Consider the following 24,856-nt stretch of genomic DNA (forward strand, 5'->3'; position numbering starts at 1 on the left):
GGCGGCTCGACGGTCACAACCGGCTCAGGCGTCGCCGCCCTCCGACGCGTCGTCGTCGTCGGGATCGGCATCCGCCTCGGCGATCTGCTGCAGACCCGAAAGCTTGGTGCCTTCATCGAGACTGATGAGTGTAACACCTTGCGTCGCCCGTCCCATCTCGCGGATCTCCGACACGCGCGTGCGGATCAGCACGCCCGCCGTGGTGATCAGCATGATCTGATCCTCGGCGTCGACGAGCGTAGCGGCCACCACGCGACCATTGCGCTCGGACGTCTGGATCGCGATCATCCCCTTCGTGCCGCGGCCGTGGCGCGTGTACTCGGTGATCGGCGTGCGCTTGCCGAAACCGTTCTCGGTCGCGGTCAGCACCGATTGCTCCTCGCTGCCCGCGACGAGCATCGCGATCACCTGCTGACCTTCGTCGAGCTGCATCCCGCGCACGCCGCGCGCCTCGCGGCCCATCGGACGCACGTCGTTCTCGTCGAAGCGCACCGCCTTGCCGGCGTCGGAGAACAGCATCACGTCGTGCGCGCCGTCGGTGATCGCCGCGCCGATCAGGTAGTCGCCCTCGTCGAGGCCGACCGCGATGATGCCCTTCTTCATCGGCCGGCTGAACGCTTCGAGCGGCGTCTTCTTGACGGTGCCCAAGGCCGTCGTCATGAACACGTACTTGTCGGCTGAGAATTCCTTGACGGGCAGCACGACGTTGATCTTCTCGCCGTCCTGCAGCGGGAACATGTTGACGATCGGACGGCCGCGCGAGTTGCGCGAGCCCTGCGGCACCTCGTAGACCTTGACCCAGTACACGCGGCCGCGGTTCGAGAAGCACAGGATGTAGTCGTGCGTGTTCGCGATGAAGAGCGTCTCGATCCAGTCGTCTTCCTTCATCTGCGTCGCCTGCTTGCCGCGGCCACCGCGCTTCTGCGCGCGATATTCCGACAGCGGCTGCGACTTCACGTAGCCCGCGTGCGACATCGTCACCACCATGTCCTGCGGCGTGATCAAGTCTTCCGTATTCAGCTCGGTCGCGTTCAGCTCGATCTTCGAGCGGCGCGCGTCGCCGAACTCGGCCTTCACCGCGTTCAGCTCCTCGCTGATCATCACGGTGATCCGCTCGGGCCGCGCGAGAATGTCGAGCAGATCGGCGATCTGCGCCATCACGTCGCGGTATTCGCCGATGATCTTGTCCTGCTCGAGGCCCGTCAGACGCTGCAGGCGCATCTGGAGGATTTCCTGCGCCTGCGTATCGGACAGCCTGTAGAGGCCGTCGCCCTGCATGCCGAACGCCGGGCTCAAGCCTTCCGGGCGGTACGCGTCGCGCCCGCCCGCCGCCGCGTTCTCCGTCTCGGCGCGCGTCAGCATCTCGCGCACGAGCGACGAATCCCACGACTTCGCCATCAGTTCCTGCTTCGCGATCGGCGGCGTCGGCGCGGCCTTGATGATCGCGATGAACTCGTCGATGTTCGCGAGCGCGACGGCGAGGCCCTCGAGCACGTGGCCGCGTTCGCGCGCCTTGCGCAGCTCGTAGACCGTGCGCCGCGTCAGCACTTCGCGTCGATGCGACAGGAAGCACTGCAGGATTTCCTTCAGATTGAGGAGCTTCGGCTGGTTGTCGACGAGCGCGACCATGTTCATGCCGAACGTGTCTTGCAGCTGCGTCGCCTTGTAGAGGTTGTTCAGCACGACCTCGGGCACTTCGCCGCGCTTGAGCTCGATCACGACGCGCATGCCGCTCTTGTCGGACTCGTCGCGGATGTCGGAGATGCCCTCGAGCTTCTTCTCGTTGACGAGCTCGGCGATGCGCTCGAGCAGCGAGCGCTTGTTGACCTGGTACGGCAGCTCGTCGACGATGATCGCCATCCGCTGGCCGCGGTCGATCTCCTCGAAGTGCGTCGTCGCGCGCATCACGACGCGGCCGCGCCCCGTGCGATAGCCGTCGCGCACGCCCGCGACGCCGTAGATGATGCCGGCCGTCGGGAAATCCGGCGCGGGGATGATCTCGATCAGCTCGTCGACGCTCGCCTGCGGATTGTTCAGCAGATACAGGCACGCGTCGACGACCTCGTTCAGGTTGTGCGGCGGAATGTTGGTGGCCATGCCGACCGCGATCCCCGACGAACCGTTGATGAGGAGGTTCGGAATCCGCGACGGCAGGATGAGCGGCTGCGTCTCGCTGCCGTCGTAGTTCGGGCCGAAGTCGACGGTTTCCTTGTCGATGTCCGCGAGCAGCTCGTGGCCGATCTTGGCCATCCGGATTTCGGTGTAGCGCATCGCGGCCGCGTTGTCGCCGTCGACGGAGCCGAAGTTGCCCTGGCCGTCGACGAGCATGTAGCGCAGCGAGAAGTCCTGGGCCATCCGGACGATCGTGTCGTAGACCGCGGTGTCGCCGTGCGGGTGGTACTTACCGATCACGTCGCCGACGATACGCGCGGACTTCTTGTAAGGCCGGTTCCAGTCGTTGTTCAGTTCGTGCATTGCGAACAGCACGCGCCGGTGCACGGGCTTCAAGCCATCGCGGACATCCGGAAGGGCACGTCCGACGATCACGCTCATGGCGTAATCGAGATACGACTTGCGCATTTCCTCCTCGAGGGAGGTGGGCAGGGTCTCTTTGGCGAATTGATCCATGTATCCGTATCTTTTCGGAGCGAAGACGGGGCCGCCTTTCGCGTGGGCGCCGCTCGCGCGACGCAACGTGCGATTCTAACATGCGCCCCAACCCGCCCCAACGCGGCCCCTCTATATAAGAATGGCGAAACTCGCGCGGCCGCTTCGCCGCCACCCCGCCCCGCCGCACGCACAAAAAAACACAAAACGATCAACGAAAGGTTCGCATTTCAAAAAATCTGCAATTCCCCGCCAACAGACTTGACAATTTCCAAAACATGCGGCAAGCGGTGTTGCACTCGCGCCACAATCGATAGACCGATCTTAGGGTGGGGAGGATTTTTTTTCGTGGGAAGGGAACGATATGGCAAAATGCCAACGCACTGAAAGTTAGACGCTGCTCGAAGTCTACACAGAGCGGTGCCGCGTTTTTTGTGCCGCACCAATGTTATACTTCGAGCAATGTATGACTTGTCATCGTCAACAGGCTCGCAGTAAACCTGCGGTAATCTCAATTTCGAGAGGAGAAATATGAATAAACTTTCAAAGCTCGCGTTCATTGCAGCTACCGCAGTTATGGCTGCATCCGCTTCGGCACAGTCGGTGCCGGCGTCGCGTCAAGCCGTGAATGACAACTGGGTGAATGGCACGGGCGAATGGGTGTGGATGAACGGCACGAACGAGCTCTGCTGGCGCGATGCGTTCTGGACGCCGGCCACCGCCAACGCGAAGTGCGATGGCGCACTGGTCGCCCAGGCACCGGCACCGGCCCCGGTTGCACCGGCTGCTCCGGTCATCACGAGCCAGAAGATTACGTACCAAGCCGATACGCTGTTCGACTTCGACAAGGCCATCCTGAAGCCGGCCGGCAAGCAGAAGCTTGACGAACTGGCCTCGAAGATCCAAGGCATGAACGTGGAAGTGGTCGTCGCCACGGGCTACACCGACCGCATCGGTTCGGACAAGTACAACGACCGTCTGTCGCTGCGCCGTGCGCAAGCCGTCAAGTCGTACCTTGTCAGCAAGGGCGTTCCGGCGAACAAGGTTTACACGGAAGGCAAGGGCAAGCGCAACCCGGTCACGGGCAACACCTGCAAGCAGAAGAACCGCAAGCAGCTCATCGCCTGCCTCGCACCGGACCGCCGCGTGGAAGTCGAAGTGGTTGGTACGCAGGAAGTGCAGAAGACGACCGTTCCGGCGCAGTAAGCCGCGGATCGATCGCATCTGCTTCAAAAGCCCCGCTTCGGCGGGGCTTTTTCATTGACGCGGCCCGGACATCGCTCGGCCGCGTTCCTGGCGACCTCGCCCGCTTAGCTTATATACTCGTGGCTTGACGGGCGCGCCGCCGCCCTCTTTCCCGCATCCGCTTGCCGACATGACGAACGCCGATCCGCACGAACTCCAGAAATTCAGCGACCTCGCCCACAAATGGTGGGACCCGAACGCCGAATTCAAGCCGCTGCACGACCTCAATCCGGTGCGTCTGAACTGGATCGACGCGCATGCGCATCTGCCGGGCAAGCGCATCGTCGACATCGGCTGCGGCGGCGGCATCCTGTCCGAATCGATGGCGTCGCTCGGCGCGCAGGTCAAGGGCATCGATCTCTCGACGGAAGCGCTCGGCGTCGCCGATCTGCACAGCCTCGAGAGCGGCGTGACCGTCGATTACGAGGCGATCGCGGCCGAAGCGCTCGCCGCGCGCGAACCGGGCACGTACGACGTCGTCACGTGCATGGAGATGCTCGAGCACGTGCCGTCGCCCGCGAACATCGTCGCCGCATGCGCGACGCTCGTGAAGCCGGGCGGCTGGGTGTTCTTCTCGACGCTGAACCGCAACCTGAAGTCGTACCTGCTCGCCGTGATCGGCGCCGAGTACATCGCGCAGATGCTGCCGAAGGGCACGCACGACTACGCGCGCTTCATCCGGCCATCCGAGCTCGCACGCTTCGTGCGCGCAGCCGATCTGCAGACCGTCGAGATCAAGGGCATCACGTATCACCCGCTCGCGAAGCGTTTCACGCTGTCGAACGACACCGACGTCAACTATCTCCTCGCATGCCGCCGCAGCGCCTGACCCGCCACCCGTTTCGATCTCGTCCATGAGCTCATCCTCGCCCTCCTTCGCCGCGTCGCCGACCGACGAGCCGCGCCTCGATGCATGCGAAGCCGTGCTGTTCGATCTCGACGGCACGCTCGCCGACACCGCGCCCGACCTCGCCGCCGCAGTCAACAAGATGCAGCGCTCGCGCGGCGTCGCACAAACGCCGCTCGACGCGCTGCGTCCGCTCGCATCGGCGGGCGCCCGCGGCCTGATCGGCGGCGCGTTCGGCATCGCGCCGGCGGACGTGGAATACGATGCGCTGCGCGACGAATTCCTCGCGAACTACGCGACCGACCTGTGCGTGCAGACGACGCTCTTTCCGGGCATCGGCGCGCTCCTCGACGCGCTCGACGCGCGCGGCGTGCGCTGGGGCATCGTGACGAACAAGGCCGCGCGGTTCACCGATCCGCTCGTCGAACTGCTCGGCCTCGCCGGGCGCGCGGCGTGCGTCGTCAGCGGCGACACGGCGTCGCACCCGAAGCCGCATCCGGCGCCGCTGCTGTACGCGGCGCAGCGGCTGTCGCTCGCGCCCGCGCGGATCGTGTACGTCGGCGACGACCTGCGCGACATCCAGGCAGGCAGCGCGGCCGGGATGCCAACGGTGGCGGCCGCGTACGGCTATTGCGGCGACGGCACCGTGCCCGCCGAGTGGCAAGCGCAGCATCTCGTCGAGACAACGGACGAACTGGAGCGATTGCTGCGCGCGTTGCGCTATAATGTGTAATCCGCTGGGGGCGACCTGGTTTCGACAGGGGTTGTGAAGCGGCTAGGGCATGTCGAGGACCCGTCACCTCGTTAATCAATGGGAAAAACGTAACTGCAAACGACGATACGTTCGCACTGGCAGCCTAAGGGCCGCCGTCCTCTGCCTAGTTCACTGACGGGCTAGTGTCGCAAGACCGGTAGCAATACCGACAGAGGTCATATACGTCAGTTAAGCCTTGCCGGCGTCACGACGGCCGGGTCGAAAACTTAGTGAATCGCCGCAACGGAGCGTGTTCGTCCGCGACGTCACGGTTAAATCAAAAGACAGAACTAAACATGTAGAACTGGTCGTGGACCGCTTCTGGACGCGGGTTCGATTCCCGCCGCCTCCACCAAATTTTGCCGTAAGTCCTTGATTTACATGGGACTTACGGTGATTGCTGCCCTCGAACCCCCACGTAATCCCCCACTCAGTTGGCCGTAACCGTGCCGCGCGAAATCAACCCGTTGGACCTGCTCAGGTTGCGGGTCGGCGTCATTCCTCAGTTCGTGGCCGAAGTTCGTTTAGCGTACAGCGCACTAAGACTTCAAGCACAGCACGGACCGCTCGCGGAGATTGAGATACGCGTTGAGCAGATTGAGCACCCGGTACACGAGGGTGTGCTCATGAACTACACCCAGCCGGTGACGAGCATGGGTGCGATTCACTGCCGGTACTTGCTCGAATTTCTCGGACTGAAATCCAGCGGCCATCCGTCTGTGCTTTCAGCCATCAAAGATGGGCCGCGCAGTCACCGTGGCGATCTTGGAATCGAAGACTTCCGCTTGAAGGACGCCACACCGCTGCAAAGGCTGTCGCCAGCAGTTGTCCAAACGTTCGCTGATCCTGCAAGTGTAGCGCGCGCTTGGGCGACCACCATAGACTTTGCCGGCCAGCGCCTCGCCCACCCTACCGACGATTTCAAGCTAAACGGCACCGACGTAACGCCCCTACTAGAAGTTGCGTTTGTGACAGTCCCCGCAGTAGTCGATACGCACTTCCTGGCGCTCGATCTGCAACTGCTGCCCGCTTAAAACGCGCTGCGATCGGCTACATATTCAGGCCCGACCGCCCCGGGGAACTCTATGCACTCCCACGGAGCGTAACGGTAGTCTCACTTTGATCCCCGTTGTGCTCTTGTAGGCGCGCGACTCCAGACTATCGACAATTGTCACGAACACCTGCGGTGTTCGACCGCAGGTTTTCGCGCTCGAATGCGCGGCATGCGCCAGCGCAACACAGCGGGTAATACACAATGGCCTGTGTTTTTGATCGTGGCAGGCTAGCTTGCCGGTCGCAAAGCCGAAGCCGATTTCATCGGAACGGCGCCGTGACAGCTTGCCGCTCAATTCCCCTGGAACCAACCATGCGGATTCCCGAACTCGCGCTCTTCCTGCGTGCATGGCTGCGCAATCCCCGTCAGGTCGGCGCGCTCGCGCCGTCCGGTCCCGCGCTCGCCATGCTGATGACCGCCCAGATTCCCGGCGACAGCGCGCGCGTGATCGAACTCGGCGCGGGCACGGGCGTCTTCACGCGTGAGTTGCTGTCGCGCGGCGTCGCCGCCGAGCGGCTCGTGCTCGTCGAAGCCGATCCGGCGTTCGCCGCGACGCTGCGTCGCCGCTTTCCCGACCTGCGGGTCATGAACATGGATGCGGCCGAACTCGGCATCACGCGCGGCCTGTTCGGCGACGCGCGTGCGAGCGCCGTCGTCAGCGGCCTGCCGCTCGTCGCGATGCCCGTCGAGCAGGCGGTTGCGATCGTGCATGGCGCATTCGCGATGCACCTCGGCCCGGGCGGCGCGTTCTATCAGTTCACCTATCTGCCTCGCTGCCCGATTCCCGCAAGCCGGCTCGCGGCGATCGGCATTCGCGCGGAGCGCATCGGCATCGCATGGGCGAACGTGCCGCCCGCGGCCGTCTACCGGTTGCAGCGCTGTGCGGACTTCTGGGGTTCCCCGTCGCCGATCGGCCATGCGTGGCCGGGCGCGCGGCCGCCCTCGACGGCCGCTTGACGTCATGCCGGCGGCGAGCCGGCGCCGTCGCTTACGGCGTTCGCGTTCGCCTGTCCTCGCTTCGTTCGTCAGCGGGCGATCTCATGCGTCGTGCCACGCATGCCCGCCGGATGCGCTGCGCGGCCGGCGTGCATCTCGCGCGGCCACCTCGGTCGGCGCCGCGCAAGAGCGCCGTCAATTCATCGGGCACTTCAGGTTGCAGCCGTTCGGATCGCCTATGTCGCCCTTCCTGCGCAGATCCGATTTCTTGCCGCTCTGATATTTTTTCGACGGCGCCGACGCGGCGAACTGCATCTGCGGATGCTCGTTCAGCCGGAACTGGTCATTCAGGATGCCGCCCGGCACGCCGGGCGAGTTCTGCGCGAACGCGACCGTCGCGGCCACGGCGAGCGCGCCCGCGGCGGCGGACGCGACGGCGAGATGGGTCAGGAGCTTCATCGGTGTGTCGGGCGCCGGTCGGCGCTTTGGCTCATACGAAAGTAAGCGGCAAGCGTAACGCAAATGCGCGCGCCTTGCAGCGCCGCTCGCATACCCGCTTCGTTACCGTCCGTGACTGCTCGCGCGCGCGCCGTCGGCGGTGCCCGCGAGGCCCGCCGCCACGTCGACGAGCGTGCCGCACGCGCCCGGATCATAGCCGTCGAGCCGCGCGACGGCGGCGTGGTAGCCGTCGTCTCGCAGCAGCGAAAGCGCGCCCGCGAGCGGCGCATCGCCGAGCCGCGAGCGCTCGCACGCGAAGTAATAGTCCTCGTCGACGATCGGTATGAAATCGAGGCCGAAATGGCGCGCGGCAGGCTCGACGCCGAAGCCGAGATCCGCCATCCCGCTCGCGACGAACGCGGCGATCGCCGAATGCGTCAGCTCCGCCGATGCGTAGCCGTCGATCCGCTCCGGATCGATGCCGATGTCGCGCAGCGCGAGATCGAGCAGCATCCGCGTGCCGGAGCCCGGCTGCCGGTTGACGAAGCGGATGTCGCCGCGCGCGAGGTCGGCGAGGCCCTCGATCCGCTTCGGGTTGCCGCGCGACACGAACAGGCCCTGCTTGCGGCGCGTCAGATGAATCAGCACGTGATCGGCATCGTCGAGCCACGGCCGGTAGATCTGCGCGCAGTGCGCGCGAAACACGCCGCGCGGCAGGTGAAACCCCGCCAGATCGCATTCGCCGCCCGCGAGCGCGCGCATCGCCTCGACGCTCTCGCGGTACTTGATGTCGACGGGCGAGCCGGCTTCGACGAGCGCTGACACGAGCGCCGCGACCGCGTAGCCGTGCGACGCATGAATCCGCAGCGCGCCCGCGTGCCGCACGAGCCGCCGGTTCAGCCCGCTCGCGACCTCGGCGGCGAGCGCGCGCAGGTTGCCGTCGAGGCGCTCACCCGCGAGGCGCTGCGCAGCGACGACCGCCTGCCCGAGTTCGGACAGCGACGAGCCCTTGCCGCGCACGGTCTCGATCAGCGCGCCGCCGACGCACGCCTCGAGCGCGCGCAGAAGCCCCCACGCGTGCCGGTACGACAGCCCTTTCGCCTCGGCCGCCTGCGCGATGCTGCCCGTCGCCGCGACGAGTTCGAGAAGCGGTGCCACATCAGTCAGGCTCGCGGTGCGGCCGCCGTTGTCGCGCACGATCAAATGCGCGTCGCATTCGACTCGAATCATTTATGCAATCCCTTTTCCTATTGCAGCCGTCATTCTATCGATTTATCGTTGACTCATATCAATATCTCAAAGTCTGTTTGCGCTCCATATGAACCCAAAGCGCATATATGACTTCGGAGGAGGCAACCGGATGTCCCCCCATTCCGTCGCGCCCGACGCGCTCGTGCGCGCACACGCGCAACCCGGCAAATCACTCGTCGCGATCCTGCATGCGATCCAGGACGACGCGGGCTACGTGCCGCCCGCATGTGTCGAGCCGCTCGCGAAGGCGCTCAATCTGTCGCGCGCCGAAGTGCACGGCGTGCTGACCTACTATCACCACTTCCGCACCGCGCCGCCCGCGCGCGTGACGATCCGGCTCTGCCGCGCGGAAGCGTGCCGCAGCATGGGCGGCGAGGCGCTCGTCGCGCACGCGCAGGCGCGCGCCGGCTGCCGCATCGACGGCGAGCACGGCGGCGAAGTCGCGCTCGAATCGGTCTACTGCCTCGGCCTTTGCGCGCAGTCGCCGTCGCTCACGATCAACGACACGCTCCACGCGAAGATGTCGCCCGCGCGCTTCGACGCGCTCTTCGACGCGGCCGTCCGCGCGAAGGAGCCCGCATGAGCACGCGCATCTACGTGCCGCGCGATTCCGCGGCGCTCGCGGTCGGCGCAGACGCGCTCGCGCGCGCGATCGAGGCCGAGGCGGCCGCGCGCGGCACCGCGATCGAGCTCGTGCGCAACGGCTCGCGCGGGCTCCTGTGGCTCGAGCCGCTCGTCGAGATCGGCACGGCCGCGGGCCGCGTCGGCTACGCGAACCTCACGGCGGCCGACGTCCCCGCGCTCTTCGACGCCGGCTGGCTCGACGGCGGCGAACACCCGGCGCGCGTCGGCATCGTCGACGAAATGCCGTACCTGAAGCGCCAGCAGCGGCTCACGTTCGCGCGAATCGGCATCACCGATCCGTTGTCGATCGACGACTACGTCGCGCACGGCGGGCTCGAAGGCCTGAAGAATGCGCTCGCGCTCGACGGCGCCGCCGCCTGCGAGACGCTCGTCGAATCGGGCCTGCGCGGACGCGGCGGCGCCGCATTTCCGGCGGGCGTCAAATGGCGGACCGTGCGCGAAGCCGCGGCCGCGCAGAAATACGTCGTCTGCAACGCGGACGAAGGCGACTCCGGCACGTTCTCCGATCGCCTCATCATGGAAAGCGATCCGTACTGCCTGATCGAAGGGATGATCATCGCGGGCGTCGCGACGGGCGCGACGATCGGCTACATCTACGTGCGCAGCGAATATCCGCACGCGATCGCGGCGTTGGGCGAAGCGATCGCCCGCGCGCGTACCGCCGGCTGGCTCGGCGCGAGCGTGCTCGGCACCGCGCACGCGTTCGAGCTGCACGTCGCGAAAGGCGCGGGCGCGTACGTGTGCGGCGAGGAAACGGCGCTCCTCGAATCGCTCGAAGGCAAGCGCGGCGTCGTGCGCGCGAAGCCGCCGCTGCCCGCGCTCGCGGGGCTCTTCGGACAACCGACCGTCATCAACAACGTGATCACGCTCGCGACCGCGCCGATCATCTTCGCGCGCGGCGCGGCGTTCTACCGCGACTACGGGATGGGCCGCTCGCGCGGCACGCTGCCGTTCCAGCTCGCGGGCAACGTGAAGCGCGGCGGGCTCGTCGAGCTCGCGTTCGGCGTCACGCTGCGCGAGCTGCTGTTCGACTTCGGCGGCGGCACCGCGAGCGGGCGCCCGGCGCGCGCCGCGCAGGTCGGCGGCCCGCTCGGCACCTACCTGCCCGACAGTCAATGGGACATCCCGCTCGACTACGAGGCGTATGCGGCCGTCGGCGCCGTCGTCGGACATGGCGGCATCGTGCTGCACGACGACACGTCGAACCTCGCCGCGCTCGCCGAATACGCGATGCACTTCTGCGCGCTCGAATCGTGCGGCAAGTGCACGCCGTGCCGGATCGGCTCGACGCGCGGCGTCGAGACGATCGCGAAGATCCGCGCGGGCGACACGTCGGAAAAGCAGGTGCGCCTGCTGCGCGAGCTCTGCGACACGATGACGGCGGGCTCGCTCTGCGCGATGGGCGGCATGACGCCGTACCCGGTGCTGTCCGCGCTCGATCACTTCCCCGAAGATTTCGGCCTCGCCGCGCGCGCGAAAAACGCTGCGCCGGCCGCGGCCTGACAGCAGGAGTCCCAATGACCTCTTCCGCTTTCGATTCGCCCCGGCAAGGCTGCGGCTCCGGTCAGTGCGCGTGCAAGAGCGCGGCGCAGGCGCGCCGCGCCGATCCGTTCGACGACACCGACTACGGCACGCCGGCGCGCCGCGCCGATACCGACGTCACGCTCGACATCGACGGCCGCACGGTGACGGTGCCGGCCGGCACGTCGGTGATGCGCGCGGCGATCGAGGCCGGCATCAACGTGCCGAAGCTCTGCGCGACCGATTCGCTCGAGCCGTTCGGCTCGTGCCGCCTGTGCCTCGTCGAGATCGAGGGCCGGCGCGGCTATCCGGCGTCGTGCACGACGCCCGTCGAAGCCGGCATGAAGGTGCGCACGCAAAGCGATCGCCTGCAGGACCTGCGCCGCAACGTGATGGAGCTCTACATCTCCGATCACCCGCTCGACTGCCTGACGTGCGCGGCGAACGGCGACTGCGAGCTGCAGGACATGGCGGGCGCAGTCGGGCTGCGCGAAGTGCGCTACGGCTTCGACGGCAAGAACCATCTGCGCGACGCGAAGGACGAGTCGAATCCGTACTTCAGCTACGACCCGTCGAAGTGCATCGTCTGCAACCGCTGCGTGCGCGCATGCGAGGAGACGCAAGGCACGTTCGCGCTGACGATCGCCGCGCGCGGCTTCGAATCGCGCGTCGCGGCGAGCGCGGGCGACGCGTTCATGGATTCGGAGTGCGTATCGTGCGGCGCGTGCGTCGCCGCGTGCCCCACCGCGACGCTCGTCGAGAAGAGCGTCGCGCTGCTCGGTCAGCCCGAGCACGCGGTCGTCACGACCTGCGCGTATTGCGGCGTCGGCTGCTCGCTGAAGGCGGAGATGAAGGGCGACCAGGTCGTGCGGATGACGCCGCACAAGAACGGCCAGGCGAACGAAGGCCATGCGTGCGTGAAAGGCCGCTTCGCATGGGGCTACGCGACGCACAAGGACCGCATCACGAAACCGATGATCCGCGAGAAAATCACCGATGCGTGGCGCGAAGTGAGCTGGGACGAAGCGATCGGCCATGCGGCCGCGCAGTTCCGCCGCATCCAGGACAAGCACGGCCGCGATTCGATCGGCGGCATCACGTCGTCGCGCTGCACGAACGAAGAAACCTATCTCGTGCAGAAGCTCGTGCGCGCGGCGTTCGGCAACAACAACGTCGACACCTGCGCGCGTGTGTGCCACTCGCCGACGGGCTACGGGCTCAAAGTCACGCTCGGCGAATCGGCGGGCACGCAGACGTTCGCGTCAGTCGGCTCGGCCGACGTGATCGTCGTGATCGGCGCGAATCCGACCGACGGCCATCCGGTGTTCGGCTCGCGGCTCAAGCGCCGCGTGCGCGAGGGCGCGAAGCTGATCGTCATCGATCCGCGCAGGATCGATCTCGTCGACGGCCCGCACGTGAAGGCCGTCCATCATCTGCAACTGCGCCCCGGCACGAACGTCGCACTCGTCAACGCGCTCGCGCACGTGATCGTCACCGAAGGGCTCGTCGACGAGGCGTTTGTCGCCGAACGCTGCGAGCCGCACGCGTTCGACGTGTGGCGCGCGTTCGCCGCGCGGCCCGAGCATTCGCCCGAGGCGACGGCCTGCATCACGGGCGTGCCGGCCGACGCCGTGCGCGCCGCCGCGCGCCTGTATGCGACGGGCGGGCGCGCCGCGATCTTCTATGGGCTCGGCGTGACCGAGCATGCGCAGGGCTCGACGATGGTGATGGGCATCGCGAATCTCGCGATGGCGACGGGCAACCTCGGCATCGAGGGCGCGGGCGTGAACCCGCTGCGCGGACAGAACAACGTGCAGGGCTCGTGCGACATGGGCTCGTTCCCGCACGAACTGCCCGGCTACCGGCACATCGGCGACGCCGCGGTGCGTGCGCTCTTCGACGAGGCCTGGTCGACGACGCTGCAGCCGGAACCCGGCCTGCGCATCCCGAACATGTTCGACGCGGCGCTCGACGGCAGCTTCAAGGGCCTCTACTGCCAGGGCGAGGACATCGTCCAGTCGGACCCGAACACGCAGCACGTCGCGGCCGCGCTGTCGTCGCTCGAATGCCTCGTCGTGCAGGACATCTTCCTGAACGAAACCGCGAAGTACGCGCACGTGTTCCTGCCGGGCGCGACCTTCCTCGAGAAGGACGGCACGTTCACGAACGCCGAGCGCCGGATCTCGCGCGTGCGCCGCGCGATGAAGCCGCTTTCCGGCTATGCGGACTGGGAGGTGACGCTGATGCTGTCGCGCGCGCTCGGCTACGAGATGCGCTACGCGCATCCGTCCGAGATCATGGACGAGATCGCGCGCCTCACGCCGACGTTCGCAGGCGTGTCGTACGCGCTGCTCGACGAGCTCGGCAGCGTGCAGTGGCCCTGCAACGACGCGGCGCCCGAAGGCACGCCGACGATGCACGTCGATCACTTCGTGCGCGGCAAGGGCAAGTTCATGATCACGCAGTACATCGCGTCGCCGGAGAAGGTCACGCCGCGCTACCCGCTCATCCTGACGACGGGCCGGATTCTGTCGCAGTACAACGTCGGCGCGCAGACGCGCCGCACGGAGAACGTGCGCTGGCACGACGAGGACCGGCTCGAGATCCATCCGCACGATGCGAACGATCGCGGAATCAGGTCGGGCGACTGGGTCGGCGTCGAATCGCGCGCGGGGCAGACGGTGCTGCGCGCGCTCGTGACCGAGCGGATGCAGCCGGGCGTCGTCTACACGACGTTCCACTTCCCCGAATCCGGCGCGAACGTGATCACCACCGATAGCTCGGACTGGGCGACCAACTGCCCGGAATACAAGGTGACGGCGGTGCAGGTCGCGCCCGTCGCGCAGCCGTCCGAGTGGCAGCGCGCGTACACGCGCTTTCGCGCGGAGCAGCTCGCGCTGCTCGAGCGGCGCACGACGGCGAGCGCGCCGGCGACGTCGAGCGCAACGGCGACGGCAACGGGCAAGTGAGGTCGACATGGAAAGCCGACACCTGATCGACATGGCCAACCAGATCGGCGCGTTCTTCGCGTCGATGCCCGATCACGACGAGGCGGTCGCGGGCGTCGCCGATCACATCCGGCGCTTCTGGGAGCCGCGGATGCGGCGCGCGCTCCTCGCGGCGCTCGACGATCCGAACGACGAGGCCGCGACAAGCGTCGCGCCGATCGTTCGCGAGGCGATCGACAGGCACCGCGCATCGCTCGAACCGGCGCCCGCGCCTGAAACGCCGCGCGCCGCATAGGCGGCCGCAGGCGCACGCCGCGACGCGCGCGACGCCGCCGTGTCGCGCGAACGACGCGCGCTCGCTGCTCGCAGCATCGCGTGCGGACAGACGCCGCATCGCGCGGATCGGCGCTGACGCTTCGCGCACGCCGCCCCCATCGCCGCGTTCGCGTTGACGCCGCATCGCGACGACGCAACGCTCGCCCGCTTCAAAGACACGACAACCGCAAGGCAAGACGGCGAGACGGCGGCGCCGCTCGTCGCGCGGCCGCGCGCCTGGCGCTTGCGTCGAGCGCGCCGTCGCCCTCAAGTCTCGAGCCGCATCCCCGAAAACCACGTCTCGCAATGGTGCAGCAACGCGCTCGCATCGGTCGCCGGGCGGCCGCGCGCGGCGACATAGCCGTCCGGCCGCAGCAGATAGAACGCCGGCCGCGCGCCCCCGTACGCATCGCTCAACAGCGGCGCGCCCTCGCCTTGCGCGTCCGTCAGGCGCCAGCAGCGCACCGCGCCCGGCATGATCCGCTCGAGCGCGCCGGCAAGCGTGCGGCCGTCCTCGCCCGGGTCCGACGGCAGCGTGTCGTCGACGGCCGAGCGCGGCTCGAGCACGAGCAGCGTGAAATGCGCGGGATCGTGCAGATCGAAGAGGCGCGCGACGCCGGGCGCCTTGCCGAGCGGCCCGTCGAGCACGTGCACGAGCGCATCCGGCGCGCGTTCCCCGGCGCGCGGCCCGCCGTCGAGCACGCGCTCGAGCGTGAGCGGGCTCTTCCGGTACTGGATCGCAAGCTCGCTGACCGTGCGGCGCGCCGCATCCCGCAGCGGCCCGAACGACGCGAGAATCGGCACGACGTGCTCGCGCAGCAGCCTGAGCGGCCCGCGCCCCGCCTCGACGACCTGCGTCGCGAAGCTCGTCTGCCGCAGCACGTCGCGCTCGATCGGATGGCGCTCGTCGTGATACGTGTCGAGCAGCCGCTCGGGCGCGTTGCCGGCCAGCACCCGCGCAAGCTTCCAGCCGAGATTGAACGCCTCCTGGATGCCCGTGTTCATCCCCTGCGCGCCCGCCGGGCTGTGCACGTGCGCCGCGTCGCCCGCGAAGAACACGCGCCCGCGGCGCAGTTGCGCGACCATCCGGCTGTGCAGATGAAAATACGACGACCACGCGAGATCGCCGATCTTCAGCTCGGGCATCACGCGCGCGCGCACGATCTCGCGACACAGTTCGAGCGACGGCCCGTGCTCGTCGTCGAGCGCGCCGTTGCGCGGCGGTCGATCCGCGACGAGCCGGTAGCGCCCGTTTCCCATCGGAAACAATCCGGCGATGCCGTCGCCCGTCGTGAACAAATGAATCTCGTCGTCCGGCCAGTCGGCGTCGACATCGAGATCGGCGAGCATGAACGTCTGCTCGAACGCATGCCCGACGAATTCGACGTCGAGCAGATGCCGAACGGTGCTGTGCGCGCCGTCGGCGGCCACGACGTACGACGGCTGCAGGCTCTCCTCGCGGCCGTCGCCGTGGCGCAGGCGGACATCGAGCGCGCCGTCCGGATCGGTGCAGTGCGTGAGCGTCACGCCGCGCTCGACTTCGACGCCGAACGTCGCGAGATGCTCGGTCAAGAGCCGCTCGGTAACGGTCTGGTCGAGAAACAGCAGGTACGGATAGCGCGTTTGCAACGGATCGAAATCGAGCTCGGCGATGCGCTGCCCGCCCGAGTACAGGATCGCGACACGCGCGCGATGCCCGAGCTCGACGAACCGTTCGACGACGCGCTGCTGCTCGAGGAGCTCGAGCGTTCTGGCCTGGATGCCGATCGCGCGTGAAAAGCGCGCGGGCTGCGCCGCCTTGTCGACGATCCGCACCGGCACGCGGGCGCGGGCGAGGCAGAGCGCGGCGGCAAGCCCGGTCGGCCCGGCGCCGACGATCAGGACGGGAGGAGTGGCGAGCGGAACGACTGCCATAAAGACCTCGTCGATACGCAACATTCGCAGTCTACGCCCGCCGCCTCGCCGCATCCATAGCGCGGCGCGCCCCCGAATCGGCGGGCGCCGTCCGAGGTGTGGGAAAATGCGAGGTTTCCCGTTTGTCTCGCGTCATGGAATCCGCTTTCGACCGCGCATTCGCCGCACACCGCGCAGGCCGGCTCGACGTCGCCGAACACGGCTATCGGGCGGCGCTCGCGGCCAACCCCGCCGACGCCGATGCGCTGCACCTGTTCGGCGTGCTGCGCCATCAGCAGGGCCGGCACGAAGAAGCGGCCGATCTCGTCGGCCGCGCGGTCGAGTTGCGTCCGGACGACGCCGCGCTGCAACTGAACCTCGGCAATGCGTTCAAGGCGCTCGGTCGCCTCGACGACGCGATCGAGCGCTTTCGCAACGCGCTCACGCTCGCGCCGACGTTCCCGCTCGCGCACTACAACCTCGGCAACGCGTATGCGGCGCAGGAGCGTCACGACGACGCGGTCGACGCGTTCGAGCGCGCGCTCGCGCTCACGCCCGGCGACGCATCGATCCACAACAACCTCGGCAACGCGCTCAACGCGCTCGGCCGGCACGACGACGCGCTCGCGGCGTTTCGCCGCGCGCTCGAGCTGCGTCCCGGCCACGCGGGCGCGCACAACAACCTCGGGATGGCGCTCGCCGCGCTCGGAAACACCGACGAAGCGATCTCGCATTTTCGCGCGGCGCTCGCCGCCGAGCCGCGCTTCGTCGCCGCGCATTTCAATCTCGGCAACGCGCTCGATGCGATCGGCCGGCATGCGCAGGCGCTGCCCGCGTTCGAATCCGCGCTCGCGCTGCAGCCGCGCTTTCCGCTCGCGCTGTTCGGGCTCGCGAACGCGCTCGCGGCGCTCGGCCGCCATCGCGACGCGCTGCCGCATTACGAGCGCGCGGTCGGACTCGATCCGTCGTTCGTGCTCGCGTGGCTCAATCTCGGCACCGCGCACCACGCGCTCGGCGCGCACGAGATGGCGCTGCGCGCATTCGACCAGGCACTGCGGCTCGATCCCGCGCATGCGCTCGCGCAAATGCATCGCGCGGTCACGCTGCTCACGCTGCGCGACTTCGCGCGCGGCCTGCCCGCGTATGAAGCGCGGCATGCGCTGCCGGGCGCGGCGCCCCTCGGGCCGCTGCCGCGCTGGCAAGGCGAGCCGATCGAAGGCCGCACGCTGCTCGTGCGCGCCGAACAGGGTTTCGGCGACACGCTGCAGTTCGTGCGGCTCGTTCCGCTCGCGCGCGAGCGCTGCGCGCGGCTGATCCTGCAGGTCCAGCCGGCGCTGCTGCCGCTCGTCGAGACAATGGCCGCGCGCTGGCGCGTGAGCGTCGTGCCGACCGATACGGCGCGCATGCCCGTGGCCGATCTCGTCTGTCCGCTCCTCAGCCTGCCGTTCGCGCTCGGCCTCGAATACGACGCGATCCCGTCCCGCACGCCGTATCTCGACGTGCCGGATGCCGCGCGCCGCCGCTTCCGCGGCTCGCTCGGCGGACACGCGAAGCGCAAGCTCGGGCTCGCGTGGTCCGGCAGCGCTCAGGTGCAGGAAAACCGCGCGGTGCCGCTCGACACGCTCGCGCCGCTCTTCGCGCTCGCCGGCGTCGACTGGATCGTGCTGCAGCCGGCGCTGTCGGACGCCGAGCGCGCGGCGCTCGACGCGCATCCGCATGCGGTGCGCATCCACCGCCTCGATGGCTTGACCGATTTCGCGGCGACGGCTGCACTCGTCGATCGGCTCGACGGCGTCGTGTCGATCGACACCGCGCTCGCGCACCTGGCGGGCGCGCTCGGCAAGCCGCTGTGGCTGATGCTGCCCGTCGCCGCCGACTGGCGCTGGAGCACGGGCGACGATAGTCCGTGGTATCCGCATGCGCGGCTCGTCCGGCAATCGCAGCCGGGACGCTGGGACGATGTGGTCGCGACGGTCGCGGCCGAGATCGCGCGCGGGTGACGGCTCGCGCGCATTCGTGCGGGACCGCCTTCGGCCGTTCGAGCGTCGTATCCGCGAATCGTCGCTCGTGCAGGGCGCGCCGCGCCGTTATAGGTGGAATTCGCGCCCTTCTCGCCTTCTCGCCTTCTCGCCTTCTCGCCTTTGAGCCTTTGAGCCTTTGAGCCTTTGAGCCTTTGAGCCTTCGTGCCTTCGTGCCTTCGTGCCTTCGTGCCTTCGTGCCTTCGTGCCTTCGTGCCTTCGTGCCTTCGTGCCTTCGTGCCTTCGTGCCTTCGTGCCGCAATATTGTCGATGCCGCGCCCGCATGCCGCCACGGCTCGCGACAACGATCCTCGCCGCCGCCACGCTCCGCCGCCGCAAATCGCTTCGCCCAAACAAAAAAACGGAGCGCTAGGCGCTCCGTTTTCCGCTTCGTCCATCGCGGCCCGCTCGCGCCGGGCCGCACGTTCGCTCAAGCCGTCTTGTACTGATTGCGCGCTTCCGGCGACCGGTACAGCACGAGCGTCGCGATCAGCCCGCAGATCGCCGCGAGGCCGAGCCAGAGGCCCGGCGCCGCCTTGTTGCCGGTTTCGTGGATCAGCAGCGTCGAGATCGCCGGCGTGAAGCCGCCGATCGTCGTCGCGAGGCTGTACGCGAGCGAGAAGCCCGCGGTGCGCACGTCGGCCGGCATCACTTCGGTCAGCGCGACGACCATCGCGCCGTTGTACGAACCGTACAGGAACGACAGCCACAGTTCGGCCGTCAGCAGCCGCAGGAACGACGGCGAACCAACGAGCCACTGCATCACCGGATACGCGGTGAGGATCGTGAGCGCGGTGAACGCGATCAGCACCGGACGACGGCCGATCCGGTCGGACAGCGCGCCCGACAGCGGCAGCCAGACGAGGTTCGACAGCCCGACGCAAACGGTCACGACGAGCGCGTCGATCGCCGACAGATGCAGCACTTCCTTGCCGAACGTCGGCGTATACGCGGTGATCATGTAGAACGACACCGTCGTCATGATGACCATCCCCATGCCCGCGAGCACGACGCCCCAGTTCTCGAGCATCGACTTCATGATCTCGCCCATGCTCGGGCGGCGGCGCTTCGCGAGGAACTCGTCGGTCTCCTTCAGCGAACGGCGGATCAGGAACAGGAACGGCACGATCAGGCAGCCGATCAGGAACGGGATGCGCCAGCCCCACGCCGTCATCTGCTCGACGGGCAGCGCGCGGTTCAGCAGCACGCCGACGAACGCGGCGAACACGACGGCCACCTGCTGGCTACCGGACTGCCACGACGTGTAGAAGCCCTTGTTGCCCTTCGTCGCGATCTCGGACAGGTACACCGACACGCCGCCCAGCTCGACGCCCGCCGAAAAGCCCTGCAACAGCCGCCCGAGCAGCACGAGAATCGGCGCGAGCACGCCGATCGTCGCGTAGCCCGGAATCGTCGCGACGGTCAGCGTGCCGAGCGCCATCAGCGCGAGCGTCAGGATGAGGCCCTTGCGGCGGCCGTGATGGTCGATGTAGGCACCGAGCACGATCGCGCCGACGGGGCGCATCAGAAAGCCCGCGCCGAACACCGACAGCGACAGCATCAGCGACGCGAACGCGTTGCCGTTCGGGAAGTAGGTCTTGGCGATCGCTGACGCGTAGTAGCCGTAGACCATGAAGTCGTACATCTCCAAGAAGTTGCCGCTGACGACGCGGAACACGGTCCTGGCCTTGGATTCCTGCTGTATTGCGGGGGACGCTGTAGACATGTCTCTCTCGATAAGGCTGCGCCGCGGCCGATCGAGCGGCATGCGGCGCGTATCACATCGTGTTTCTTGCCCCGGCGCGCCGGGGGCGGTGCAGATCGATGATGCGCTGCACGGCGCCTGCCATCTTACTGCGAACGGCGGCGGGATGCGTCAATGCGTCGCTTGCGGAGTCGTCCGAAAGGACTTTGAAAACTGACGAATACGCCGGGATTTCCGGCGTTTATCGTGTGAGCGATGCGGCGTCGCGCCGCGAGAATCACGCGGCCGCACCGCCGCTCTCCGACTCTCCGACTCTCCGACGCTTCGTCGCTCCGGATGCCGAACGAACGACGGGCCGCACCCGCGTGCGGCCCGTCATGTCGTTTCGCGCCGAGGGCGTCGCACGCCGATCGGCTACAGCCGCGTCTCGCGCGCCGCGCGCAGGAACGTGTCGAGAAGCGGCGTGCAGTCGAGCAGCTCCGGGCCGCCCGCGCGATGAAACTCCGGGTGCCACTGAACGCCGACGACGAACGGCGCGCGGCGATAACGAATTCCCTCGATGATCCCGTCTTCCGCCGACACCGCCTCGATGTTCAGATCGCGGCCGATATCGCGAATCGCCTGATGGTGGATCGAGTTGACGATCGCCTCGCGGCGGCCGGGGAACATGTTCGCGAGCGTCGAGCCGTCCGGGAAGCGGATCGCGTGCCGGTGCTGGTCGTAGTGCTCGCTCACGTGCGCGCCCGCCGTCGGCACGTCGGTCGCGATGTCCTGATAGAGCGAGCCGCCGAACGCGACGTTGATCAGCTGGCAGCCGCGGCACACGCCGAGCACCGGCTTGCCCGACTCGATGAACTCGTGCAGCAGCTCGAGCTCGTACATGTCGCGCACGCGGTCGCCGGGCCACTCGGAATACGCGTCGGAAGCCGCGTACGTCTGCGGCGACACGTCGGCGCCGCCTTGCAGCAGCAGCCCGTCGAGATGCTTCGCGTAGTCGCGCAGCCGGATGTTGCTCGGGTGCAGCATCCCCTGATGGCCGACGGTCGGAATCATAAACACGAGCACGTCGCGCGACATCACCCAGTGCGCGATCGATTCCTCCAGATATTGCAGCGTCTTGCCGCGCAGCCCCGGCGCGCCCGGCTCCGGATGGAAGATCCGCGCCGACACGCCGATGCGCAGCGTGCGTTGCGTGATCCGCTGGCCGGCGCGGTCGAACAGCCGGCGCGCCCGCGCGGCGATGATCCGGCCGAACACCGACCACGGCGTATCGCTCTGTTTCAGGTACGCGGGCGGCGCAGGCGGCGCGGCGCTCGCGGGCGGCGGGCGCGACGCCTCGAAATCGGGCGGCGCGCCGAAGCCGGGCGGCGGCGAGCCTGCCCTCGCGGCGGAAGCCGCGCCGGCGGCCGTCGCGCCCGGCGGCGCGGCGGCGGATGAACCGGCCGATGAACCGGCCGACGCGGCGGCTGGGCGCGCGCCCGGGCCGCCCGGGCCGACGCCGGGCGCACCGGGCTCGGCAATCGTATCGGTCGGCGCCGAGCCGGGGTCGCCGACGTCCTGCGCGGCCGCGATCTGCGCGGCGAACGCGCCGACGTGAACGGTCGCGCCCACGGACGGATTGTCGGAAACGGAAGACGATGCCGCGCCGGCGTGGCCGGAAGACGTCGCAACGGAAGAAGAGGCAGAACCGGACTGCTCGGCTCTTGCGGACGTGTTTTCGCTCATGACGAAGGTCTGGCGCGTCGGTCACGCGGAGAATCAACGAGAATTCATTATGCTTCAGTACACGATCGGCGGCAAACCGACAGCGTTTCGTCAATATTGTTGCAATGTTGTGTCGAATTCACGCCGACGCACGTTGCAATCGCGCGACGACGCGCATGATTCGGCGTGCGAAACGGCGCGCGTGCGCGTCGAGCGCGCATAGAGCGCGCGTCGGCAAACTGCATCGCGATGCGCCGCCCAGGCGCTTCGCCCCCCTGACTTCATGCGCGGCTCGCATGCAATCTCGCATCGGCTGACAGCGCACGCGAATAAACCTCACACGAACCTGCAGTCGACCGCAAACGTCGTTCGGATATCGCAACGGCCGCATGTCCGCACGCCCGAACGCCACCGCTGCGATCCGATTCGCCGCCGCGCGGCGAATCGGCATCCTGCGCGTCGGCCGACGCGAGCCGCGCACGCGAAGCGGCGAGCCGCCGGACACAACCCCGCGCCGCAACGCTGTTCTACAATGCGCGAACCCGAGCGTCGCACGCCGCACGCGCGGCTTCGCGACGCGACGCGACGTGCCGTGGCGTGACGTGTCGTGCCGAGCGCGCTTCGCGCGGCGCGTCGCCAACCCGATCGAGCCCGATACCGCCATGACCACTTTCGCCCCCTTCCCGCCGCTCGCCCGGCTCGCCGCCGATCTCGCCGCCGGCACGACGACCAGCCGCGCGCTCGTCGAAGCCGCGCTCGAACGGATCGCCGATCCGGCGGGACAGGGCGCGGTCGCGTTCACCGAGGTCGATGCGCAAGGCGCGCGCGCGACCGCCGACGCGCACGATCGCCTGCGCGCCGCGGGCACCGTGCTGTCGCCGCTCGCGGGCATTCCGGTGTCGGTGAAGGATCTGTTCGACATCGCGGGGCAGGTCACGCGCGCGGGATCGCGCGTGCTCGCCGATGCGCCCCCCGCGACCGCCGACGCGATCGCCGTCGCCCGCCTGAAGCGCGCGGGCGCCGTGCTCGTCGGCCGCACGAACATGAGCGAGTTCGCGTTCTCCGGCCTGGGCCTGAATCCGCACTACGGCACGCCGCGCTCGCCGTACCGGCGCGGCGTGCCCGGCGACGAGCGGATCGCGGGCGGCTCGTCGTCGGGCGCGGCCGCGTCGGTTGCGGACGGCATGGCCGCCGTCGCGCTCGCGACTGACACGGGCGGCTCGATCCGGATACCCGCCGCGCTCTGCGGACTGACGGGCTTCAAGCCGACCGCGAGCCGGATTCCGAGGCAAGGCGGCGTGCCGCTGTCGGCGACGCTCGATTCGTTCGGCCCGATCGGCGTGTCGGTTGCGTGCTGCGCGCTCGTCGACCGGGTCCTCGCGGGCCTCGAGCCGCACGTGAGCGCCGCGCGGCCGCTCGAAGGCGTGCGGCTCGGCGTGCTGACGAACTACGTGACGGACGGCGTCGACGCGCACGTCGCGGCGTCGCTCGACACGGCGCTCAAGCACCTGGAAGCCGCGGGCGCGATCGTGTCGGAAGCGCGCTTCGCGCCGCTCGACACGCTGCCCGACATCAATCGCATCGGCTTTTCGTCGATCGAGGCGTACGCGTGGCATCGCCCGCTCATCGCCCGCCACCGCGACGCGTACGATCCGCGCGTGCTCGCGCGCATCCTGAAGGGCGAGCCGGCGAGCGCCACCGATTATCTCGATCTCGTCGCCGCGCGCGCGGCGCTCATCGACGAAGCGGCGCGCACCGTGTGGCAGCGTTTCGACGCGCTCGTCGCGCCGACGGTGCCCGTCGCGCCGCCGCGCATCGACGAGCTCGAGCGTGATGACGACGCGTTCGCGCGCACGAACGCACTCGTGCTGCGCAACCCGAGCGCGTTCAACTTTCTCGACGCCTGCGCGCTGTCGCTGCCGTGCCATCCGCGCGACACGGCGCCCGTCGGCCTGATGCTCGCCGCCGCGCCGCATCGCGACGACGCGCTGCTCGCGATCGGCCAGGCGGTCGAAGCGGTGCTCGCGACGATCCGCTGACGCCGCCGCCCGAAGACGGCGCGGCGTTCGCGTTAAAATCCGACGATTCATTTTCCTGACCGCTCGAAGGAATCCCGTTTCGATGAACAACCTGATGCTCTCGCTGCGCCGCGAACGGCGCCTGCTCGTGCTGCTCGGCCTCGTGTGCCTCGCGCTTCTGGCCGGCGCGCTTTATCTGCAGTACGTGAAAAACGAAGATCCGTGCCCGCTTTGCATCATCCAGCGCTATTTCTTCGTGCTGATCGCGTTGTTCGCGTTCATCGGCGCGGGCATGACGAGCGGCGCGGGCATCGTGGTGACCGAGGCGCTCATCGTGCTGTCGGCCGCCGCGGGCGTCGGCACCGCCGCACGCCATTTGTACGTGCAACTGAACCCAGGCTTCAGTTGCGGCTTCGACGCGCTGCAGCCGATCGTCGACAGCCTGCCGCCTGCGCACTGGCTGCCGGGCGTGTTCAAGGTCGCCGGGCTGTGCGAGACCGTCTATCCGCCGATCTTCGGCATCCTGCTGCCCGGCTGGGCGCTGATCGCATTCGTGCTGATCGTCGTGCCCGTCGCCGTGAGCCTGCTGCGCCACCGCGGCCGGCTGCGCTGACCTGCGTCGGCGCGGCGGCGCATGGGGATCGCGATAGATCGCTCCGCGCCGCCGCTGCTCGGCCGCTGCTCGTTTTCCCGAGCGCGGCGGCCCGGGAGCCGACGCGCGCCGGCGGCGCCGCATCCGCGTCCCGCCCCGCCGCGACCCGCGCGGGGCAATGGTTTCCCGCCGCCCGGCAACTTCGGACGGGCGCGCGAATCCTACGTGCATCATGATCGCCGCCGAATAGCCCGCATCATTGCCAGGCCATGCCGCCATTTTTTTGCGGTGCTATCTTCGTTTCCGGATGGCGATCTACGTGCGCGAGGCGGGAGCCTCTCGACCCTGCGTAACGCGCGCCTGAT

19 protein-coding genes and 1 other RNA gene are annotated in these 24,856 nt (G+C 68.2%); 14 read left to right on the forward strand and 6 right to left on the reverse strand.

The window, feature by feature from the left end; all coding sequences use genetic code 11:
- Window positions 1-24 precede the first annotated feature (24 nt).
- The gene (gene gyrA, locus X946_RS07955) at window positions 25-2,628 is read right to left on the reverse strand and encodes a DNA gyrase subunit A (RefSeq protein WP_038745609.1); all 2,604 of its coding nucleotides are present in this window, start codon (window positions 2,626-2,628) and stop codon (window positions 25-27) included.
- 510 nt (window positions 2,629-3,138) lie between these two features.
- On the opposite strand from gyrA, the gene ompA reads away from it, so the two are divergent.
- The 6 genes from ompA to X946_RS07980 all read left to right on the forward strand — a co-directional run bounded on the left by ompA (window position 3,139) and on the right by X946_RS07980 (window position 7,464).
- Window positions 3,139-3,813, forward strand: coding sequence for an outer membrane protein OmpA (gene ompA, locus X946_RS07960; protein ID WP_006025709.1), 675 nt, complete (start codon window positions 3,139-3,141; stop codon window positions 3,811-3,813).
- A 169-nt stretch (window positions 3,814-3,982) separates the two neighbouring features.
- Complete coding sequence (ubiG, locus tag X946_RS07965) at window positions 3,983-4,681, forward strand: bifunctional 2-polyprenyl-6-hydroxyphenol methylase/3-demethylubiquinol 3-O-methyltransferase UbiG (RefSeq protein WP_038745611.1); 699 nt, start codon at window positions 3,983-3,985, stop codon at window positions 4,679-4,681.
- Between the two features lie 25 nt (window positions 4,682-4,706).
- Entirely contained in the window at window positions 4,707-5,432 is a 726-nt protein-coding gene (gph, locus tag X946_RS07970; RefSeq protein WP_038745613.1) for a phosphoglycolate phosphatase, read from the forward strand.
- A 6-nt stretch (window positions 5,433-5,438) separates the two neighbouring features.
- Window positions 5,439-5,808: a transfer-messenger RNA gene (gene ssrA, locus X946_RS30600) on the forward strand.
- A 271-nt stretch (window positions 5,809-6,079) separates the two neighbouring features.
- Window positions 6,080-6,487 (forward strand): hypothetical protein, encoded by a 408-nt coding sequence (locus X946_RS07975; protein ID WP_152611649.1) that lies wholly within the window; start codon window positions 6,080-6,082, stop codon window positions 6,485-6,487.
- A 332-nt stretch (window positions 6,488-6,819) separates the two neighbouring features.
- Window positions 6,820-7,464 carry a class I SAM-dependent methyltransferase gene (locus X946_RS07980; RefSeq protein WP_038745617.1) on the forward strand — a complete coding sequence of 215 codons (645 nt, stop codon included), beginning with the start codon at window positions 6,820-6,822 and terminating at the stop codon, window positions 7,462-7,464.
- A gap of 174 nt (window positions 7,465-7,638) precedes the next feature.
- Here the strand turns inward: X946_RS07980 and X946_RS07985 are convergent, their stop codons facing one another.
- Complete coding sequence (locus tag X946_RS07985; RefSeq protein ID WP_038745619.1) at window positions 7,639-7,902, reverse strand: hypothetical protein; 264 nt, start codon at window positions 7,900-7,902, stop codon at window positions 7,639-7,641.
- 102 nt (window positions 7,903-8,004) lie between these two features.
- Complete coding sequence (locus X946_RS07990; protein ID WP_038745620.1) at window positions 8,005-9,111, reverse strand: substrate-binding domain-containing protein; 1,107 nt, start codon at window positions 9,109-9,111, stop codon at window positions 8,005-8,007.
- Between the two features lie 130 nt (window positions 9,112-9,241).
- Here X946_RS07990 and X946_RS07995 point away from each other — a divergent pair, with 130 nt between their 5' ends.
- Genes X946_RS07995 through X946_RS08010 form a run of 4 tightly spaced genes read left to right on the forward strand, consistent with a single transcriptional unit; the run spans window position 9,242 to window position 14,541 of the window.
- Window positions 9,242-9,715, forward strand: a complete 474-nt coding sequence (locus X946_RS07995; RefSeq protein ID WP_038745622.1) for an NAD(P)H-dependent oxidoreductase subunit E — start codon at window positions 9,242-9,244, stop codon at window positions 9,713-9,715.
- Window positions 9,712-11,280, forward strand: coding sequence for a formate dehydrogenase beta subunit (locus tag X946_RS08000; RefSeq protein WP_038745624.1), 1,569 nt, complete (start codon window positions 9,712-9,714; stop codon window positions 11,278-11,280). Before X946_RS07995 ends, X946_RS08000 begins: the two co-directional genes overlap by 4 nt.
- A gap of 14 nt (window positions 11,281-11,294) precedes the next feature.
- Window positions 11,295-14,267 carry a formate dehydrogenase subunit alpha gene (gene fdhF / locus X946_RS08005; protein ID WP_038745626.1) on the forward strand — a complete coding sequence of 991 codons (2,973 nt, stop codon included), beginning with the start codon at window positions 11,295-11,297 and terminating at the stop codon, window positions 14,265-14,267.
- Window positions 14,268-14,274: 7 nt separating this feature from the next.
- Entirely contained in the window at window positions 14,275-14,541 is a 267-nt protein-coding gene (locus X946_RS08010; protein WP_038745628.1) for a formate dehydrogenase subunit delta, read from the forward strand.
- Window positions 14,542-14,828: 287 nt separating this feature from the next.
- On the opposite strand, the gene X946_RS08015 is transcribed toward X946_RS08010, so the two are convergent.
- Window positions 14,829-16,475 carry an FAD-dependent monooxygenase gene (locus X946_RS08015; protein WP_038745630.1) on the reverse strand — a complete coding sequence of 549 codons (1,647 nt, stop codon included), beginning with the start codon at window positions 16,473-16,475 and terminating at the stop codon, window positions 14,829-14,831.
- Between the two features lie 134 nt (window positions 16,476-16,609).
- Here X946_RS08015 and X946_RS08020 point away from each other — a divergent pair, with 134 nt between their 5' ends.
- Window positions 16,610-18,454 (forward strand): tetratricopeptide repeat protein, encoded by a 1,845-nt coding sequence (locus X946_RS08020; protein ID WP_038745632.1) that lies wholly within the window; start codon window positions 16,610-16,612, stop codon window positions 18,452-18,454.
- A gap of 448 nt (window positions 18,455-18,902) precedes the next feature.
- Here X946_RS08020 and X946_RS08025 read toward each other — a convergent pair whose 3' ends face one another.
- Both X946_RS08025 and X946_RS08030 read right to left on the reverse strand, forming a co-directional pair.
- Window positions 18,903-20,198: an MFS transporter gene (locus X946_RS08025; RefSeq protein ID WP_038745634.1), complete on the reverse strand. Its 1,296-nt coding sequence runs from the start codon at window positions 20,196-20,198 to the stop codon at window positions 18,903-18,905.
- A 393-nt stretch (window positions 20,199-20,591) separates the two neighbouring features.
- Entirely contained in the window at window positions 20,592-21,902 is a 1,311-nt protein-coding gene (locus X946_RS08030; protein WP_038745636.1) for a gamma-glutamyl-gamma-aminobutyrate hydrolase family protein, read from the reverse strand.
- Between X946_RS08030 and X946_RS35420 the strand changes: the two genes are divergently transcribed.
- The 3 genes from X946_RS35420 (at window position 21,796) to X946_RS08045 (ending at window position 24,512) form a co-directional block, all read left to right on the forward strand.
- Entirely contained in the window at window positions 21,796-22,104 is a 309-nt protein-coding gene (locus X946_RS35420; RefSeq protein ID WP_081989430.1) for a hypothetical protein, read from the forward strand. The two genes, X946_RS08030 and X946_RS35420, sit on opposite strands and share 107 nt — an antisense overlap.
- 439 nt (window positions 22,105-22,543) lie before the next feature.
- Window positions 22,544-23,920, forward strand: coding sequence for an amidase (locus X946_RS08040; RefSeq protein WP_038745667.1), 1,377 nt, complete (start codon window positions 22,544-22,546; stop codon window positions 23,918-23,920).
- Window positions 23,921-24,002: 82 nt separating this feature from the next.
- Window positions 24,003-24,512 (forward strand): disulfide bond formation protein B, encoded by a 510-nt coding sequence (locus X946_RS08045; protein ID WP_038745639.1) that lies wholly within the window; start codon window positions 24,003-24,005, stop codon window positions 24,510-24,512.
- Window positions 24,513-24,856 lie beyond the last annotated feature (344 nt).

It is taken from the genome of Burkholderia sp. ABCPW 111 (genome assembly GCF_000773065.1).
Taxonomy (GTDB): Bacteria; Pseudomonadota; Gammaproteobacteria; order Burkholderiales; family Burkholderiaceae; genus Burkholderia; species Burkholderia savannae.

What these genes read in the sequence shown, in the direction of transcription:
- X946_RS08030 (WP_038745636.1), bottom strand. Translation starts at nt 21,902, where the DNA reads ATGAGCGAAAACACGTCCGCAAGAGCCGAGCAGTCCGGTTCTGCCTCT.
- X946_RS07995 (WP_038745622.1), top strand. Translation starts at nt 9,242, where the DNA reads ATGTCCCCCCATTCCGTCGCGCCCGACGCGCTCGTGCGCGCACACGCG.
- X946_RS07980 (WP_038745617.1), top strand. Translation starts at nt 6,820, where the DNA reads ATGCGGATTCCCGAACTCGCGCTCTTCCTGCGTGCATGGCTGCGCAAT.
- X946_RS08040 (WP_038745667.1), top strand. Translation starts at nt 22,544, where the DNA reads ATGACCACTTTCGCCCCCTTCCCGCCGCTCGCCCGGCTCGCCGCCGAT.
- X946_RS08025 (WP_038745634.1), bottom strand. Translation starts at nt 20,198, where the DNA reads ATGTCTACAGCGTCCCCCGCAATACAGCAGGAATCCAAGGCCAGGACC.
- ompA (WP_006025709.1), top strand. Translation starts at nt 3,139, where the DNA reads ATGAATAAACTTTCAAAGCTCGCGTTCATTGCAGCTACCGCAGTTATG.
- ubiG (WP_038745611.1), top strand. Translation starts at nt 3,983, where the DNA reads ATGACGAACGCCGATCCGCACGAACTCCAGAAATTCAGCGACCTCGCC.
- X946_RS07985 (WP_038745619.1), bottom strand. Translation starts at nt 7,902, where the DNA reads ATGAAGCTCCTGACCCATCTCGCCGTCGCGTCCGCCGCCGCGGGCGCG.
- gyrA (WP_038745609.1), bottom strand. Translation starts at nt 2,628, where the DNA reads ATGGATCAATTCGCCAAAGAGACCCTGCCCACCTCCCTCGAGGAGGAA.
- X946_RS08010 (WP_038745628.1), top strand. Translation starts at nt 14,275, where the DNA reads ATGGAAAGCCGACACCTGATCGACATGGCCAACCAGATCGGCGCGTTC.
- fdhF (WP_038745626.1), top strand. Translation starts at nt 11,295, where the DNA reads ATGACCTCTTCCGCTTTCGATTCGCCCCGGCAAGGCTGCGGCTCCGGT.
- gph (WP_038745613.1), top strand. Translation starts at nt 4,707, where the DNA reads ATGAGCTCATCCTCGCCCTCCTTCGCCGCGTCGCCGACCGACGAGCCG.
- X946_RS08000 (WP_038745624.1), top strand. Translation starts at nt 9,712, where the DNA reads ATGAGCACGCGCATCTACGTGCCGCGCGATTCCGCGGCGCTCGCGGTC.
- X946_RS08015 (WP_038745630.1), bottom strand. Translation starts at nt 16,475, where the DNA reads ATGGCAGTCGTTCCGCTCGCCACTCCTCCCGTCCTGATCGTCGGCGCC.
- X946_RS07975 (WP_152611649.1), top strand. Translation starts at nt 6,080, where the DNA reads ATGAACTACACCCAGCCGGTGACGAGCATGGGTGCGATTCACTGCCGG.
- X946_RS08045 (WP_038745639.1), top strand. Translation starts at nt 24,003, where the DNA reads ATGAACAACCTGATGCTCTCGCTGCGCCGCGAACGGCGCCTGCTCGTG.
- X946_RS08020 (WP_038745632.1), top strand. Translation starts at nt 16,610, where the DNA reads ATGGAATCCGCTTTCGACCGCGCATTCGCCGCACACCGCGCAGGCCGG.
- X946_RS07990 (WP_038745620.1), bottom strand. Translation starts at nt 9,111, where the DNA reads ATGATTCGAGTCGAATGCGACGCGCATTTGATCGTGCGCGACAACGGC.